The organism is Pseudozobellia sp. WGM2, from assembly GCF_017810075.1.
Classification (GTDB): domain Bacteria; phylum Bacteroidota; class Bacteroidia; order Flavobacteriales; family Flavobacteriaceae; genus JADNYK01.
In genome coordinates this window covers 482,929-500,036 of record NZ_JADNYK010000001.1, presented here as the reverse complement: position 1 = coordinate 500,036, position 17,108 = coordinate 482,929, and the positions used below count along the sequence as shown (strand labels likewise).

The window sequence follows — 17,108 nt, the reverse complement described above, 5'->3', positions numbered from 1 at the left end:
CGTTTTTTTAAGATAAACTATCAAAAATTGGATTCAATTCAGAGTAATAAAATTGCTCTTTAAGTTTCTGTAAATCACTCTCAATAGCACAATCAAAAACTTGATGGGCATAGTATTTTTGTCCGAATTCAAACTCGAATAAAATAGGTTTAAAATGAACTGTTTCATCTTGTAAAACTTCTTTAAACAAAAATCCTATACCACTATAGGTTTCTAATTTAGGCCAATTTACCTGTGGATTTTTAACAAGAATATCAACAAACGACTTTTGATTTTCAGGTATTTCAAAATAATCGTTCACCTCGTATTGAACCACTTTATTATCAGATATAACAGATAATGCGGTTAAGAGAGCGTAAAAAATATACTGTCTGGTTTCTTCTCTTTGATAGTCGTTAGGGCTATGTCCTGATTCGAACAAAATTGTAGGTACATCTAGCATTTGAAATGTGTCGCCAACACAATTGGCATTAAAACTGTCATCATAGCGACCCACTCTATTCGGTATCACTCTCTGCAAAACCTCATTCATGGCTACAATTAATTTCATACTTGTGGCTCTTGAATTCGAGATAGAACGTTCTTCGTCATGGGCGGGAGCCAAAAAAGATACTGTTGCAGGTTCTGAAGTTTGCCCCACATTAAATATGGTACGCTGATCATGTAAATTAAAACAAAAATCAGGTTTGACCCTTTTGAAGGCATTTCTTAAAACTAAGCTTTCGGGTTGGGTTTTTTTTTGAGCATCTCTGTTCAAATCTATTTCATTGGCATTAACCCTTGTATATACTTCTGCCCCATCAGGGTTGAGCATGGGTATAATCGAAATAGTACAGTTTTCTAGAAATTTTCTGGAAATTTCAGGTCTCTCGACCACCAAATTAATCAGGTCAAAGACAGCTTTAGTTGTTGTTGATTCATTACCGTGCATTTGAGACCACATTAAAACTTTGATTGGGCCAGAGCCAAATGTTATCATTTCAATGGAACGATTTTGAACGGACTTCCCAATTTTATCAACTTTAAAATCATCGTTCAGCTTCTTGATTGAACGTACTATTTTATCATGGGTAATATATCTGCCGTGTAAATCGGTATTCTTAATAGAGCTGTACTCTTTAAAGGAAAGGTTCATGTTTTTCATCTTTAGTTTACAAAAGTAACTTCTTAATATTTTACAACCGTAACCTCTTTTTTATACATTTGTAAACAAATGTTTGCGTTATCTTATCTCATTATTACATTTGTGAAAACATTTTACGAATGACATAAGCAGGTGATTTATATTTAACATTATAGTATTTTAAATCAATATTTTAAATACATCTATTTATAGTATTACATTTAATATTTAGCATTTGTTTATTCTATATATCAATTTGAATTTAGTCTTTTTTCATAAATACATACATATTATTTTACAGTGGTAAACACATCCGATTTTATAGAGCGACTTGAACAGCTATTGAAATATTATGGTATGACTTCCTCTGGATTTGCGGACCGAGTCGAAGTGCAACGGTCAAGTATTTCGCATCTTTTATCAGGTAGAAACAAGCCCAGTTTAGATTTTGTATTAAAAGTGGTAAAAGCATTTCCTGAAGTAAATCTTTACTGGCTTTTAAATGGCAAGGGAACATTTCCATCGGATAATAACACCAATTCGCCTAATCCCCCCAATTCAAATCAAGCAGCAAATTTGAAATCAACAAAACAGGAATTAGATAATATTGCTTCTTTCGAAAATGATTTGAACAAAAACATCGATAAAATCGTAATCTTTTACTCAGACGGCAGTTTTAAGGCCTATTCACATCACGACAAGTAGAACATTTAATCTTAAAACCTACAAATCATTCCCACATCTATCCCTTATTTATTTATTTTGCACCAATGACTAAAAAACACCTTTTAATATCGGCAGTGCTCTGCACCTTGACATCATGTTACCAGCCCGAAAGGAACTGCAAACCTTTCAAAAATGGTAAATTCTCTTTTACCACAACCATCGATGGTGAAGAAAAGACTACTACCTTCACTAGGGAAGGCAATCTAGAGATAGATTTTTTTGATGGAAAATCAGATTCGTCATCGATAAGATGGATAAACGATTGTGAATACATCCTCAAAAAAATTAACCCAAAAAACAAGGCTGAAATGAAATCCATTCACATGAAAATATTGTCCACCACAGATAATTCGTATACATTTGAGTATAACACCGTAGGTCAAAGCCAAAAGTTGCGTGGCGAGGCAATAAAAACCGATTAACCACATAGTTATGTTTGAAATTTTTGCTAGCCCCGATGCTTGGATAGCTCTTCTCACCCTAACCTTTCTAGAAATAGTCTTGGGCATAGACAACATTATCTTTATTTCAATAGCGGCCGGCAAGCTAGATCCCAGCCAACGGAAAAAGGCAACTAACATTGGCTTGGTATTGGCCATGGCAATGCGAATCGTACTGCTTTTCGGCATCACTTTGTTGACCACGATGAAGAAACCTTTTTGGGTAATCGAGAGCAGTTGGATCTCTGGTGGCGTCAGTGGTCAAGCCCTTATACTTTTTGCCGGCGGATTGTTTCTACTCTATAAAAGTACCCGTGAAATTCATGAAAAAGTTGAACATAAAGGTCACGATGAAGTAGAAGTGAAAAAAGGTCGAGCGACTACCCTTACCAAGGCTATTATTCAAATTACACTTATTAATATAGTGTTCTCTTTTGACTCTATACTCACAGCTATCGGAATGACCAACGGCATATCACCAAACCCTAATGATGCTTTGGTATTGATGGTTGTAGCTGTGGTAATATCGGTAATTATCATGATGCTTTTCGCTAACCCTGTGGGCGAGTTCGTCAACAAACACCCTTCAATTCAAATTTTGGGATTGTCCTTTTTAATTCTAATCGGATTTATGCTGATTGCAGAGGCAGCCCATATCGGACACCTTATCGTTTTTGGCAATGAAGTGGGAACCATACCAAAAGGATACCTTTACTTCTCGATTGCCTTCTCGCTACTAGTTGAATTCTTTGACCTGAGAATGAAAAAGAATACCCGTTCAGAGATAAAGGAGGTCGTTAAAGAATAGCTTATAATATTTATTTTGATATACAAAAGAGCCTCGTATTTAATCAATACGAGGCTCTTTTGCATGTTTTAAAATTTAATTAGGCCTGCTAAAAACCGCTTCAGGGTTATTTGCCTTCTGCTTCTTGAACAAACGTTGCTGTTGTTTTACTGTCATCGTACTCCCATCGTGACTCCATCCTGGAGGGCCAAATATATACATCAGTTTGTGTGAAAATTTATCGACCTTCTTCACATCTGCCCAAATGTCTTTAAACTCATGTGTAAGTATGACAATAGGATTGTAAGAATCTGGAGCATGAATCACTCCAAATTTAACCTCTACATCATCGTCAAGCTCTTTCCAAGTACCGAATATCTTATCGAAGATATTTAAGAAACCCCCATGGTTCTTATCTAGATATTCTACATTTTGAGAATGATGCACTTGATGCATCGTGTGGGTGTTGAATATTTTTTCTATAAAACCCATTTTGGGAACGTAAAGGGAGTGTAGTTGAAATTGCCAAAAAGATTCAATCGCTAAACAGACCACCACCATTTCGACCGGAAAGCCGATTGCAGGCATCCACATATAAAAGAACGGCTTATACAATAAGGTGAACCACCCATTACGAACGGCTGTTCCTAAATTAAAATTATCAGAAGAGTGATGCACAATGTGTGCAGCCCATAGAATACGTATTTCATGGTTCGCCCTATGAAACCAATAATAAGTAAAGTCATCGGCCAATTGACATAGCAACCAAACGTACCAGGCATAACCAAAAGATTCATAGCCCATTATGTTGGTTCTAACCCCATCTACCATAGGATTAAAAAATTCGTAAGTAACCTCAAAAACCACAATCAATACCGTAATCTTGATTAACGGACCTAAAATCGCGGACCCTATTCCCATGGCTCCACTGGCCATAAGGTCTTTCCATACATAAAGGTCGTCATGACCGTGCGTTTTGCTGTAAGTTAACTCTAGTAAAATAAAGGCAATGAAACAAGGGACCCCATAAACTAAGGGATTAGTAAACTCCATATAATTTTTAGTGTTTGCGCTAAGATAGTGATATTACGAGTTTGTAGACAATTTGCTAACCAATTATAGCTCGATAATGCGATAATTAAAATCGATTGCTAAAGCCGCAATTACTTTTTTGATTCTCGCAATAAATCATTCTGTTCTTTCATCAATCTTTCTAAATTTGACAAAAGCTCTATATTTTTCGGGGTTTCAACCGCTTGGTCCTCAGGGTCTTCAGCTCTTGATTTAAACCTATTTATACCCCTGACCACTATAAATATCGTGAGGGCAATGATTAAAAAGTCAATTAATACTTCAAACATCTCCCCGTAACCGATGGCTACTTCCTCTAAGTCTTCAGAGGCCTCCCGAAGAATATATTTTCTATTTGACAAGTTAACATCGTCGGTCAACATAGAAAGCGGAGGCATAATCACTTTCTTTACCAAAGTATTTATGACATTGTTAAAGGCCGTACCAATAATGATACCTATGGCCATATCAATCATATTTCCTTTGATTGCAAAATTCTTGAACTCTTGGTAAAAATTTCTCATTCTTTAATCAAATAAGGTAGTTTGACCTTCACTATCGTCATCTTCGGCTGAAAAATTGTTATTTGGTGTATTGTCGGAAGTTTTTGGAGTTTCGCTTGATGTTGAATCTGACGTACCGATTTTTTGGCCATCCACCACTTCTATGTCTTCCGGCTCTATTGGATCGGGCTCGTTGTAGGGAAGCGATTCCAATAAATTGATTTCGAGAACCTTCTCCTTTGTGAGTTGATTTCCCATAGCAGTAATACCCTTAACTGAAATGAATTCTTCTAAATCGATGATCCAATTCTCTTTTCTGTCTTGCCCTCGCTTCTTGGCAAACACCACTTCAACCTGTGGCCTATAATCGGTTGATATGATTTCTATGTGAGATTTTGCATGGTCGGTAAGAACATTTTCTTCTTTATCCGCATTATCTATCAAGAAGCGCTTTACGTAGTACAACTCTTTCTCACCTTCCCAATAAATCAATGATAACGGTTTTTTGGGTATCCATTTCTCAAGAACGATAATATCATCATCAAAATGCAAAGTAAGTTCAGGGATAACCGTTTTCACTTGACCTTTCTGGTTTACGATCAACAGTCGGTCTTCACTGGTAAACTCACCCATAAACTCACCCCTGTCGTCAATATTCAAACGCCTTACAGTCTCATCGAACCAAAGTTTTCGCGGTTTTAAGGTAGAAAGCCCTTTTTCCTTTAATTCTACACGCTTTACGGAATATTTGGTAACAATATTGCCCTTTGTGCCCCGCCCTTTAATTAAGACATCCGCAAAATCAATATCCCACTTAAGCTTTTTAATACTGCCGACATGCCTCAGGTTCACCGTGACCACCTCGGCCTCGCCATTGGGGTTGCCAGAAAAATAATAAACCATTGCACCGGCCTTTCCTTGCCCTATATCGTATAATTTATCTCTGGTAATGCTCGTTACGCTAAAGCGCTTGATATAGGTCGCACCCCCTTTACCATCACGATAAATCATATTATAGACGGTACGTTTATCTTTCTTCTTGAAGACCGCCACATAAATGATTCCTTTACCAACAAAAGTTTTTGAATCGACCTTAAAAACCATCATTTTGCCTTCTCTGGTAAAGGCTATAATATCGTCGATATCACTACAATCGGTTACATACTCATCGCGCTTTAAAGAGGTACCCACAAAACCTTCTTCACGATTAACGTAAAGCTTCGTATTACGAATCACAACTTTCGTAGCCTCAATGTCTTCGAACAATCGAATCTCTGATTTTCGCTCTCTCCCCTTCCCGTATTTATCTTTTAGATTTTTAAAGTAATCTATAGCATACGCAACCAGATTTTCAAGGTGGTATTTTACTTCTGCGATCTTCTTCTCTAGGTTATCTAAATGCTCCTGAGCTTTATCTAAATCAAATTTTGAAATTCGTTTGATACGAATCTCCGTCAGGCGCACAATATCATCTTCAGTTACAGCTCTTCTCAAATGCTTGGTAAAAGGCTTTAGTCCTTTATCAATCGCATCAATAACACCTTCCCAGGTCTCTTGCTCCTCTATATCGCGATAAATTCTATTTTCAATGAAAATTCGCTCCAATGAAGCAAAATGCCATTGTTCTTCCAGCTCACCCAACTGTATTTCAAGCTCTTGCTTCAATAACTCAACAGTAGCATCGGTCGAACGGCGAAGCATTTCGCTGACACCTATGAAAAGAGGTTTGTTATCTTCAATGATACAGCCCAAAGGAGAAATAGAGGTTTCACATGCCGTAAAGGCGTAAAGCGCATCAATCGTTTTATCTGGAGAAATACCGGGTGGTAGGTGGACTAAAATCTCAACTTCTGCAGCTGTATTATCCTCAATTTTCTTGATTTTTATCTTCCCTTTATCATTAGCCTTGAGAATTGAATCTATTAAAGAAGAAGTATTGGTACCATAAGGTATCTCTGTGATAACCAAGGTCGATTTACTGTGTTGGGATATTCTTGCCCTTGCACGAATCTTACCGCCTCGAAGACCATCGTTATAATTGGATACATCAATAATGCCCGCTGTCGGAAAATCAGGAAACAGCTTAAACCGCTTTCCCTCCAAATGCTTGATAGAGGCTTCAATCAATTCAATAAAGTTGTGCGGCATTACTTTGGTAGAAAGCCCTACAGCGATACCCTCTGCCCCTTGTGCTAAGAGTAACGGGAATTTAACCGGAAGATTTACAGGTTCTTTCTTTCTACCGTCGTAGGACAGTTGCCATTCGGTGATTTTAGGACTAAAAACGACTTCCAACGCAAATTTTGAGAGCCTAGCCTCTATATATCGCGATGCCGCTGCACTGTCACCTGTTAGTATATTACCCCAGTTACCTTGGGTATCTATCAATAAATCTTTTTGACCGATTTGCACCATGGCGTCGGCAATACTGGCATCACCATGTGGGTGATACTGCATAGTATGCCCGACCACATTAGCAACTTTGTTATAACGCCCGTCATCTAAATCTTTTAGCGAATGCATGATACGCCTTTGAACCGGCTTAAAACCGTCTTCAATGGCGGGCACCGCCCGCTCAAGAATAACATAGGAAGCATAATCTAAAAACCAATCTTTGTACATGCCCGTTACTCGGGTCAGGGCTTCATCTTGAGGTGATTCTTCGCTATTTTGTTCTGGCTCATTTTCTGAAAGACCTTGCCCATCTTGTGGTAAATTCTGGTCTTCAGCTTCGTTCAAGTCGTCATTTTCTTCCATTCAGAAATATACGTATCTCTATGGTTTATAATTGGTTTTCTTCTACTAAGTCTACTTCTACTTTAAGGTTTTCAATAATGAATTCCTGCCTATCAGGGGTGTTTTTTCCCATATAAAATTTAAGCAATTGCTCTATAGACATTGCCTTATCAAGCATTACCGGCTCAAGTCTAATATCATCGCCGATAAAGTGTTGAAACTCGTCAGGGGAAATTTCACCCAATCCCTTAAATCGAGTTATTTCCGGTTTGCCCGTCAGCTTTTGAATGGCGCGCCGGCGTTCCTCATCACTATAACAATAGATAGTCTCCTTTTTATTTCGCACCCTGAATAATGGAGTTTGCAAAATGTAAAGGTGTCCTTCTTTGATCAACTCCGGAAAAAACTGCAAAAAGAAAGTAATTAGTAATAGGCGAATATGCATACCATCAACATCGGCATCTGTGGCTATTACAATATTGTTATATCGCAAATCTTCCATCGACTCTTCGATATTCAACGCAGCCTGAAGCAAATTGAATTCTTCGTTTTCATAAACGATTTTTTTACTCATACCGTACGAATTCAACGGCTTACCTCTAAGACTGAATACGGCCTGGGTGTTAACATCGCGTGATTTGGTAATCGAACCAGAGGCGGAGTCACCCTCAGTAATGAACAAGGTGCTCTCTAAGCGCCTATCATTTTTCATATCACCTAGATGCACTCGACAATCGCGTAATTTTTTGTTGTGCAAATTAGCCTTCTTGGCACGGTCGCGAGCGAGTTTACGTATACCGGACAATTCTTTTCGCTCTTTTTCGGCCATGATAACCTTACGCTGTAATTTATCTGCCGTTTCCTGATTTTTATGCAAATAATTATCAAGATGTTTACCTACGAAATCATTGATATAAGTTCGAACCGTAGGAAAATCTCCCCCCATATCGGTCGAACCGAGTTTAGTCTTTGTCTGACTTTCAAAAACAGGCTCCATCACCTTTATAGAAATGGCCGAAATTATCGATTTTCTAATATCGGAAGCATCATAGTTTTTATTGTAAAAATCACGTACCGTTTTAACGATAGCTTCTCGAAAAGCGGCTTGATGTGTACCGCCCTGTGTGGTGTGCTGACCGTTAACGAAAGAATGGTATTCTTCGCTATACTGTGTCTTACTGTGAGTTAGAGCTACTTCTATGTCTTCTCCTTTTAAGTGGATAACCGGATAAAGCAGGTCTTCTGCATTATTGTTATCCTCCAGTAAATCTTTGAGTCCGTTTTCAGAATAGAACTTTTCCCCGTTAAAAACTATGGTCAATCCCGGGTTGAGATACACATAGTTCTTTAACATTCGTTCTATATACTCATTGCGAAACTTATATTTTTTAAAAATAGCCTCGTCTGGAATAAAGGAAACCTTAGTTCCCCTTCGACGAGTGGTTTCTTCCAAAAACTCTTCATTTACAAGCTCGCCCGTCTCAAACTCTGCCGATTTCGATTTTCCATCACGTGTACTTTCTACTCGAAAATAACTGGAAAGTGCGTTTACTGCCTTGGTACCGACACCATTCAGACCCACCGACTTTTTAAATGCCCGGGTATCATATTTACCACCGGTATTCATTTTCGAGACCACATCGACCACTTTACCGAGCGGAATACCTCGACCATAATCACGAACGATGACACGTTCGCCCTGAATTGAAATTTCGATGGTCTTACCTGCACCCATGACGAACTCATCGATACAGTTATCCAATGTTTCTTTTAATAGGATATAAATACCATCATCTGCAGAGGAACCATCACCTAATTTACCGATATACATACCAGGCCTAAGTCTAATATGTTCCTTCCAATCTAATGAGCGGATGTTATCTTCGGTATATTGAGAGTTGGTGGACATAAAATGGGGTTTAATCGAATAGTACCGCTAAAGATAATACGACATTTAAAAAGATAAAACACCAAATTGTTAAAGTAATTAACAAATAGGTTAACAGTGGCGGCAGATACAGCCAAGACTCCATTAAAATCCTGCTGCAATAAATAACCTATAATATCATTTCTTTTTTGACACCAACATTACACCAAAAATCACGATTACCATTCCGAAAATCTGTAAGTAGGTAATGCGTTCATCTAAAAAGAAAAATGCCAAAACAATTGTGGAAATAGGGCCAAGACTTCCGAATATAGAAAATGTGGACGCACCCAATCTATTTATTGCTTCTGAGACTAGAAATGAAGGCAACAGAGTTGAGAATAGCGCCATGGCCAATCCTAAATAATACACCTCTTTAGGATAGTTAAACAAGTCACCATCAGAGACTAAAAAGTAGTGAAGCAGCACACATACAGTTGAAACTATCATAGCAAACGAAGTAAAGCGAAGCACCCCAAATTTGGGAATCAACCATCCGCTACCCACCAAATACGCTGCATAAGTCAAGGCGCTCATAAAAATCAGAAAACCGCCCAGATAAACAGCTTCTCCAGAAAGCCCGATTTCGTCCCAAAAAGTAACCAACACACCTAGGTAAGTAATAAGAATGGCCAAAAACTGATTTCGAGTGAGTTTCTTTTTAAAGAAAATGAACGAAAGCAACACAACTATCGTGGGGTATATGAAAAGAATAATTCGTTCTAACCCAGCTTTTATGTATTGCAGGCCCATAAAATCGAACAGACTTGCTAAATAATAGCCTAAAAACCCAAAGAGAATGAGCCACAGATAATCTTTGAGACTGGCTTTTTCAGATGACTTTGGTTTTGTGAACAAAGCTATCAGAGCATAGAAGGGCAATGCAAACAGCATTCGAAATAACAGCAAGGTCAAATAATCCACATTATAGGTATAGGCCAATTTGACCATGACGGCTTTTGCAGAAAATAGAATTACCCCTAAAACCGCAAATACTACACCGATACCTTTTGCTGATGTGTTTTGAAACATCTAACTAAAGTACCATTCCACACCGTAAAGAAAATTCGTTTTTAGAATTTAATACGAAGTTCAACCCGTTATTTAAGGCTTACACATTAAACCTAAAATGCATAACATCACCATCTTTTACAATATACTCCTTTCCCTCAACGCGCATTTTACCCGCTTCTTTCACCTTGGCCTCACTGCCAAAGTATAAAAAAAAGGATGCGTTTGGTGATCTTTATATACCCTACAAAGTAAATCTACCTAAAAATCTTACTAAAAAAGAGAAAGATCTTATAACCGAGCTTTCAAAACTAAGATAATATGAACTCTGATAAATACATGTTGGTCCGTCAATTTTGTGAGCAAACTGAAATTGAAATTTCATTTATTGGTATACTTCAAGAATATAATCTAATTGCATGCATACAAATTGAAACTGAAACGTATATTCGAAGGGATGACATCTCGGAAATAGAAAGAATTAATCGTCTATATCATGAGCTTGGCATCAATTTAGAAGGAATCGATGCCCTAAACTATATGCTGCAAAGAATTAGTAAAACGGAGAGTAAAATGCGTTTGTTACGAAATAAGCTAAGCATCTACGAAAAATAAATTTTAGATGTTTCAAATTCGTTACATTCAAAATGCATGGTATCATTCTCGGGTTTCGCAGTTTTAGGGTTTACAATTGCCATCACGAATATCTTGAGCTGATGGATTATATGCATTTTCCGAAATATCAAAAGAATTATTTAAATCAGAATTTAACAGTAATTGAAGTCCACAAAAATCATCTAATTTTTCGTTTTCTGAAATTAAGATTTCACCTGAAACACTTCTAAGTTCAGATAAACTATTCAAATTTTTCAGTCCGCTATTCCCATAAATAAACAACTCTCCTTTAATGGTGTGTATATTTTCTAATCCTTTCAATTCAATGAGTTTATTATTACTACTAATATTCACACCGCCTTGTGACTGTTCACCTCCAATTTCTGCGATGTTCTCTAGTGCAGAAATATCCTCTAAATTATCGTTAGATGAAATGCGTAATTCATCACTTATTGCGGTAATAAATTGCAACCCATTTAGAGAAACCAATGATGCATTTCTAAAGATTTCAATATTATTTACAGTAAAACCACTTGTATTAAAACCGTTTAAAGAGTTCAATTCAGCGTTATCTGAAATGTGTAATGTTTCTATAAAACCTATATTTTCGAGTCCTGATAAATTCATAAGTTTTGGGTTTCCTCCAATCGAAAGCTCACCTCTAACCGATTTAATTTCTGCTGAAAGACCTGACATGTTCTCAAGATTTTCATTCTGCCATAAATGAAAATGCCAATTAAAGCTGTTAATTTTGGGGATAAAAGACAGGTCTACTATATTTTGAATGTACTCTATCAGTATTTTACTTTCAACCGTCTCAAGCTCAAAAAATGTTCCGGTATTCAAAATTCTTGACAGGGTAAACTCCCCACTTATCGATTGCAACTTTTTAAATGCCTCTATATTTAAATGGTTCTCAAGTGTTTCAACATTGTAATTACCCAATATTCTAAAGCTTTTCCCCACTTCTCGAATATTGTCGAATCCAGATATTGATTTTAGGTTTATGTTATCTAAAATTAAAAAATCTCCTAAAACAGAAGTCATTTCAGAGAATTGAACGATATTTACTAAAGCGTCATTATTTACTATATGGAAATTTAACGTAATCTCTTTAATTGAATTTAACGGCGATAAATCTTGTATTGTCGTAGGTGAATTGCTGTCTCTAATCCCCAAAGAACCTATTATTTTGGTGTAATTTTCAGCGCCAAATTCATCAACCTCCTTCTGAGATGTTAAAACTACATCTCCTTCAAATACCTTAGCATCCACTTCAGGATTCAACGTTTTGAAAATTAATTCATTACCATAAGAAGTGCCTTGACTATTAGTTGCATAAGAGCGCACAAAGTATTCTTCACCGGCCTCTAGGCTAACAATAGCGCTATCAAATTCACCATCACCTGAACCATCAGAGGTCTTTAGGTCAGAAATTGTGGGGTTCGCAGTCTTGCTCCAGCATACACCTTTTGAAGTAATTTCCGCTCCACCGTCGTCGGTAATCTTTCCGCCGGAAGTGGCTGTAGTCTGTGTTATTTCAGAAATAGTGGCTGTAGTAAGAATTGGAAGATGTATTGCCCGCTCATTTTCTATTACATGGGTATCTGATTGTGAACAACTAAAAATTAAAAGAAAAGCAACAGTACATCTTACAATATTTCTCATGCAGTCTATTTAAGATAATTGAAATTGCAATTAATTTACCAATATCGAATAAAGTAAATTACTACAACAGCCTCAATTAAAACAAATAAAATACATAGGTATTCGTTAAAATACATTTTCCAACTAGTCGGTAATTCAAAATTTACGTCAATGGTTTAAAAATATAAAAGATTTACACATTAAACCTAAAATGCATAACATCACCATCTTTTACAATATACTCCTTTCCCTCAACGCGCATTTTACCCGCTTCTTTCACCTTGGCCTCACTGCCTAATTTGGTATAATCATCGTAAGCGATGACCTCTGCACGAATAAAGCCCTTTTCAAAATCGGTATGAATTACCCCTGCCGCCTGAGGAGCGGTTGCCCCTACCGGAATCGTCCAAGCACGAACTTCTTTTTCACCAGCGGTAAAATAGGTATCTAAATTCAATAATCGATAAGCACCGCGAATCAATTTGGCAGATCCAGGCTCTTCTAAACCAAGGTCTTCCAAAAACATTTGACGCTCTTCATACGTCTCCAATTCTGTAATATCGGCCTCGGTACCGACAGCAAGCACAACAACTTCTGCATTTTCATCAGCAACCGCAGCCTTTACTTTTTCAACATATTCATTTCCGGAAACGGCAGCGCCCTCGTCAACATTACATACATACATCACTGGCTTATCGGTAATGAACTGTAACGGCTTAACATATTCAGCCCTGTCGTCTTTTGAAATCGATATTGCCCTGACCGAATTACCTGCTTCAAGTCCGTTTTTAATGGCCAACAAAACAGCTTCCTCTTTTTGGGCTTCCTTATTTCCTGTTTTTGCCGCCCTTTTTACTTTATCAAGCTTCTTCTCGACCGTTTCCAAGTCCTTCAGCTGCAACTCCATATCGATTGTTTCTTTATCTCGAATGGGGTCTACACTTCCATCTACATGAACTATATTTTCATTGTCAAAGCAACGCAAAACATGCAAAATGGCATCGGTCTCCCTGATATTGCCCAAAAATTGATTTCCTAGGCCTTCACCTTTACTGGCTCCTTTTACAAGCCCGGCAATATCGACTATTTCGACCGTAGCCGGTATCACCTTTTCAGGATTGACCAATTCCTCTAATTTCTCTAGTCTCGGATCGGGCACATTGACCACTCCGATATTAGGTTCTATAGTACAAAATGGAAAGTTGGCGCTCTGCGCCTTTGCATTCGAGAGACAATTAAAGAGAGTTGATTTTCCAACATTGGGCAATCCTACGATACCTGCTTTCATAACGGTGTGTTTGAGACTTTTTCAATTTGGGCGCAAAGATAGTATTTATAAGTTTTTAAATTCGCTATACTTTTTTTAACATGAATAATATTACCTTAGGGTATTAACCTAAAACTCAAAGACTATGAAAATGACATTGCTCTTGGCCTTTAGCTTCTTGGCCAATTTCACATTAACCTATGCACAAAACACTGTTAGCGGTACAGTTAGCGATGACTCAGGAGAGCCATTAGCAGGAGTGAATATTATCGAAAAGGGCACCAGGAACGGTACCGTAACCGATTTTGATGGTAATTACTCGATTGAAGTTACCGATGGGGCCACACTCGTATTAAGCTATATTGGTTTTAATACAGAGGAAATAAATACTGATGGTCAAAGCACCATAAACGTAACCCTTTCAGAAGGGGTTCAGTTAGATGAAGTGATGCTGGTAGGCTCGAGAAGCCCTAAACGAACTTCGACTGATACTGCGGTACCTGTTGACGTTATCGACATTGCAGAAGTTACGACCCAAAGTGGAAAAATAGAGGTAAACGAACTGTTGCAGTACGCCGCCCCCTCTTTCAACGCCAACAAACAATCGGGTTCTGATGGTGCCGACCATATAACCCCGGCTACTTTACGTGGTCTCGGCCCTGATCAAACCTTGGTATTGATTAATGGTAAAAGACGCCACCAATCATCGCTCATCAATATTTTCGGAACCAAAGGGCGAGGTAATACCGGTACCGACTTAAATACTATTCCCGTAGCTGCCATTAAAAGAATTGAAATCTTGCGCGATGGTGCCGCGGCCCAATATGGCTCAGATGCCATTGCAGGGGTAATTAATATCGTTCTAAAAGGAAATACCGACGGAGTTACTGGAACATTAAGCTACGGAGCTTATAGCACAAATGCCCAAGGTGACTTTCCTGATGGTACGCCGAATACCGATGGAAATCGATTAGATACTGACAGAGACGGAAACCAAATCGGTGATGACCAAAGCTTTGACGGCGGATCGGTGAAAGCAGCCGTTAATTACGGTGTCGGTCTAGGTGAGACCGGTTATGTAAACTTTACAACCGAATACATCAACAAAAACAAAACCCTCAGACCAGGTTTCGATTTTAGAAGAGGTTTCGGCGAAGCGGCTATCGAAGGCTTTAATTTTATGGTCAATGCCTCTTACCCCATATCTGAAAATACCGAAATTTATGCTTTTGGAGGTAGAAACTACCGAGATACCGATGCTTATGCCTTTACCAGAAACGGTGGCGAGCGTGTAGTCTCTTCTATTTACCCTAATGGATTTACACCGAGAATCACTTCGAACATCATCGATAACTCAATTTCGGCCGGAATACGCACTGAGCTGGATAGTGGCTGGAAAGTAGATGTGAGTAATACCTATGGTAAAAACAACTTCCACTATTTTATCAAAGGAACGCTCAACGCCTCTCTTGAAGAAGCCTCACCTACCGATTTTGATGCAGGTGGGCACAGTTTGAGTCAGAATACGGTCAATCTAGATTTTTCTAAGTATTACGACGATGTGCTTGAAGGCATGAACTTGGCCTTCGGTGCCGAATATCGTACAGAGAACTTTATCATTTTTTCCGGGGAAGCAGGTTCGTACGGCACTTTTGATGAAAACGGGCTGTTGATTACAGATCCTTCGACACAATCGCAACCGACCATTAATATAGATGGTGAGGATGTGCCCAGACCCGGAGGGTCACAAGGTTTCCCTGGCTATGGCCCATCGAATGAAGTAGATCGTAGTCGATCTAATTTTTCATTGTATGCAGATGGGGAGTTCGACCTATCCGAATCATTTTTATTAAGTGCGGCCGCACGTTTTGAAAACTATAGTGATTTCGGCGGAACCATCAATGGTAAACTTGCCGCAAGACTCAAGGCTTCTGAAAACATTAATATAAGAGGTTCTGTAAGCACAGGTTTTAGAGCCCCTTCTTTAGCCCAAATTTATTACAACTTAAGATTTACCAATTTTATTGGAGGTGATGCAATCGACCAGTTACTTAGCCCCAATAATAGCCCAGTCACGGCTTCTTTTGGTATTGACCAGCTTAATGAAGAGAAAGCGGTAAATGCAGGTCTGGGTTTTACCGGAACTTTTGGAAATTTCACCACGACTATTGACGGATACTACATTAGTGTAAAAGATAGAATAGTGTTAACAGGAAATTTTGATACGGATGCCATACCGGGCGTTTCAGCGGCACAATTTTTTGTCAACGGAGTGGATACCGAAACCACCGGTCTTGACATTATTTTGGCTTGGAAAAAGAATATAGATGACGGAAGCCTTTCGGCCACATTCACCGGAAACTTGAACAACATGAAAATTAAAGAGGTAAACAATGGCAGCTTAGATGCTGAAACATTTTTCGGAGAGCGTGACATTGCATTTTTGCTGGCTTCTGCACCTGAGAGTAAGTTGACCCTAAATCTTAATTATGCAAAAAATAAGTTTGATGCCGGGTTAGGTTTTACTAGGTTCAGCAGTATTCAACTTCTAGATTTTCAAATGTTCGAGCCCAATGCCGATTATGGTGGCTTTGCCAATAAGTTAGCAGCAGCTACCGATAGTTACAATCCGAAGATCGTTACCGATATTGTCTTAGGCTATCAATTATGCGAAGACCTTAAATTAAACATAGGGGCCAATAACATATTTAACGAATATCCTGACCAACAAGATGATTGGGTTGAAGGCGGTGGCTATTGGGATTCTGTTCAAATGGGGTTTGGAGGGGCCTATTACTACGCTCGTTTAGGTTTTACTTTTTAAATCAACAAAACTTACAAAAACAAAAAACCGGACAATTGTCCGGTTTTTTCATTTAAAAGATTAGTTTTTTTATCCTCCGGGATGCATGAAAGCTTGTTTGCTCAACAATGTCTCTTCACTTTCTACATGGTCCTCATCAGGCACACAACAATCTACGGGGCAGACCGCCGCACATTGTGGTTCTTCATGAAAGCCCATACATTCGGTACATTTATCGGGTGATATATAATAGATTTCGTCGCTAATCGGCTCCTGTGGTTCTTCTGCATTTACAGCTTTACCATCAGGCAACACTACATCACCTTCTAACGAGGTGCCATCTGCATAGCGCCATTCATCTGCTCCTTCGTAAATTGCGGTGTTCGGGCATTCTGGCTCACAAGCCCCGCAATTGATACATTCATCAGTTATAACTATTGCCATACTTTTCT

The 17,108-nt window shown here is 38.4% G+C and carries 14 protein-coding genes and 1 pseudogene; 5 read left to right on the top strand and 10 right to left on the bottom strand.

Annotation, left to right across the window (positions count from 1 at the left end; all coding sequences use genetic code 11):
* Positions 1–7 precede the first annotated feature (7 nt).
* Complete coding sequence (locus IV512_RS02170; protein ID WP_209400189.1) at positions 8–1,135, bottom strand: M14 metallopeptidase family protein; 1,128 nt, start codon at positions 1,133–1,135, stop codon at positions 8–10.
* A gap of 288 nt (positions 1,136–1,423) precedes the next feature.
* Here IV512_RS02170 and IV512_RS02165 point away from each other — a divergent pair, with 288 nt between their 5' ends.
* The 3 genes from IV512_RS02165 (at position 1,424) to IV512_RS02155 (ending at position 3,097) form a co-directional block, all read left to right on the top strand.
* Positions 1,424–1,828 carry a helix-turn-helix transcriptional regulator gene (locus IV512_RS02165; RefSeq protein WP_209400187.1) on the top strand — a complete coding sequence of 135 codons (405 nt, stop codon included), beginning with the start codon at positions 1,424–1,426 and terminating at the stop codon, positions 1,826–1,828.
* A gap of 65 nt (positions 1,829–1,893) precedes the next feature.
* Positions 1,894–2,271, top strand: coding sequence for a DNA topoisomerase IV (locus IV512_RS02160; protein WP_209400185.1), 378 nt, complete (start codon positions 1,894–1,896; stop codon positions 2,269–2,271).
* Positions 2,272–2,281: 10 nt separating this feature from the next.
* Positions 2,282–3,097 carry a TerC family protein gene (locus tag IV512_RS02155; protein WP_209400183.1) on the top strand — a complete coding sequence of 272 codons (816 nt, stop codon included), beginning with the start codon at positions 2,282–2,284 and terminating at the stop codon, positions 3,095–3,097.
* Between the two features lie 75 nt (positions 3,098–3,172).
* On the opposite strand, the gene IV512_RS02150 is transcribed toward IV512_RS02155, so the two are convergent.
* The 6 genes and pseudogenes from IV512_RS02150 to IV512_RS02125 form a co-directional block, all read right to left on the bottom strand.
* Positions 3,173–4,129 (bottom strand): sterol desaturase family protein, encoded by a 957-nt coding sequence (locus tag IV512_RS02150; RefSeq protein WP_209400181.1) that lies wholly within the window; start codon positions 4,127–4,129, stop codon positions 3,173–3,175.
* A gap of 110 nt (positions 4,130–4,239) precedes the next feature.
* Entirely contained in the window at positions 4,240–4,671 is a 432-nt protein-coding gene (mscL, locus tag IV512_RS02145) for a large conductance mechanosensitive channel protein MscL (RefSeq protein ID WP_209400179.1), read from the bottom strand.
* Between the two features lie 3 nt (positions 4,672–4,674).
* On the bottom strand, positions 4,675–7,407 hold the full coding sequence (locus tag IV512_RS02140; RefSeq protein ID WP_209400177.1) for a DNA gyrase/topoisomerase IV subunit A: 2,733 nt from the start codon (positions 7,405–7,407) through the stop codon (positions 4,675–4,677).
* Between the two features lie 25 nt (positions 7,408–7,432).
* Entirely contained in the window at positions 7,433–9,295 is a 1,863-nt protein-coding gene (locus IV512_RS02135; RefSeq protein ID WP_209400175.1) for a DNA topoisomerase IV subunit B, read from the bottom strand.
* 156 nt (positions 9,296–9,451) lie between these two features.
* Positions 9,452–10,345 carry a DMT family transporter gene (locus IV512_RS02130; protein ID WP_209400173.1) on the bottom strand — a complete coding sequence of 298 codons (894 nt, stop codon included), beginning with the start codon at positions 10,343–10,345 and terminating at the stop codon, positions 9,452–9,454.
* Positions 10,346–10,424: 79 nt separating this feature from the next.
* Positions 10,425–10,538, bottom strand: a pseudogene (locus tag IV512_RS02125) (DUF933 domain-containing protein); the annotation flags it as partial.
* Between the two features lie 107 nt (positions 10,539–10,645).
* On the opposite strand from IV512_RS02125, the gene IV512_RS02120 reads away from it, so the two are divergent.
* Complete coding sequence (locus IV512_RS02120; protein ID WP_209400171.1) at positions 10,646–10,939, top strand: chaperone modulator CbpM; 294 nt, start codon at positions 10,646–10,648, stop codon at positions 10,937–10,939.
* Between the two features lie 63 nt (positions 10,940–11,002).
* Here the strand turns inward: IV512_RS02120 and IV512_RS02115 are convergent, their stop codons facing one another.
* Both IV512_RS02115 and ychF read right to left on the bottom strand, forming a co-directional pair.
* Complete coding sequence (locus tag IV512_RS02115; RefSeq protein WP_209400169.1) at positions 11,003–12,607, bottom strand: hypothetical protein; 1,605 nt, start codon at positions 12,605–12,607, stop codon at positions 11,003–11,005.
* Between the two features lie 172 nt (positions 12,608–12,779).
* Positions 12,780–13,874 (bottom strand): redox-regulated ATPase YchF, encoded by a 1,095-nt coding sequence (gene ychF, locus IV512_RS02110; RefSeq protein ID WP_209400167.1) that lies wholly within the window; start codon positions 13,872–13,874, stop codon positions 12,780–12,782.
* A 130-nt stretch (positions 13,875–14,004) separates the two neighbouring features.
* On the opposite strand from ychF, the gene IV512_RS02105 reads away from it, so the two are divergent.
* Positions 14,005–16,677 (top strand): TonB-dependent receptor, encoded by a 2,673-nt coding sequence (locus IV512_RS02105; protein ID WP_209400695.1) that lies wholly within the window; start codon positions 14,005–14,007, stop codon positions 16,675–16,677.
* Positions 16,678–16,746: 69 nt separating this feature from the next.
* Here the strand turns inward: IV512_RS02105 and IV512_RS02100 are convergent, their stop codons facing one another.
* Positions 16,747–17,100 carry a 4Fe-4S dicluster domain-containing protein gene (locus IV512_RS02100; protein ID WP_209400165.1) on the bottom strand — a complete coding sequence of 118 codons (354 nt, stop codon included), beginning with the start codon at positions 17,098–17,100 and terminating at the stop codon, positions 16,747–16,749.
* Between the last annotated feature and the right edge of the window lie 8 nt (positions 17,101–17,108).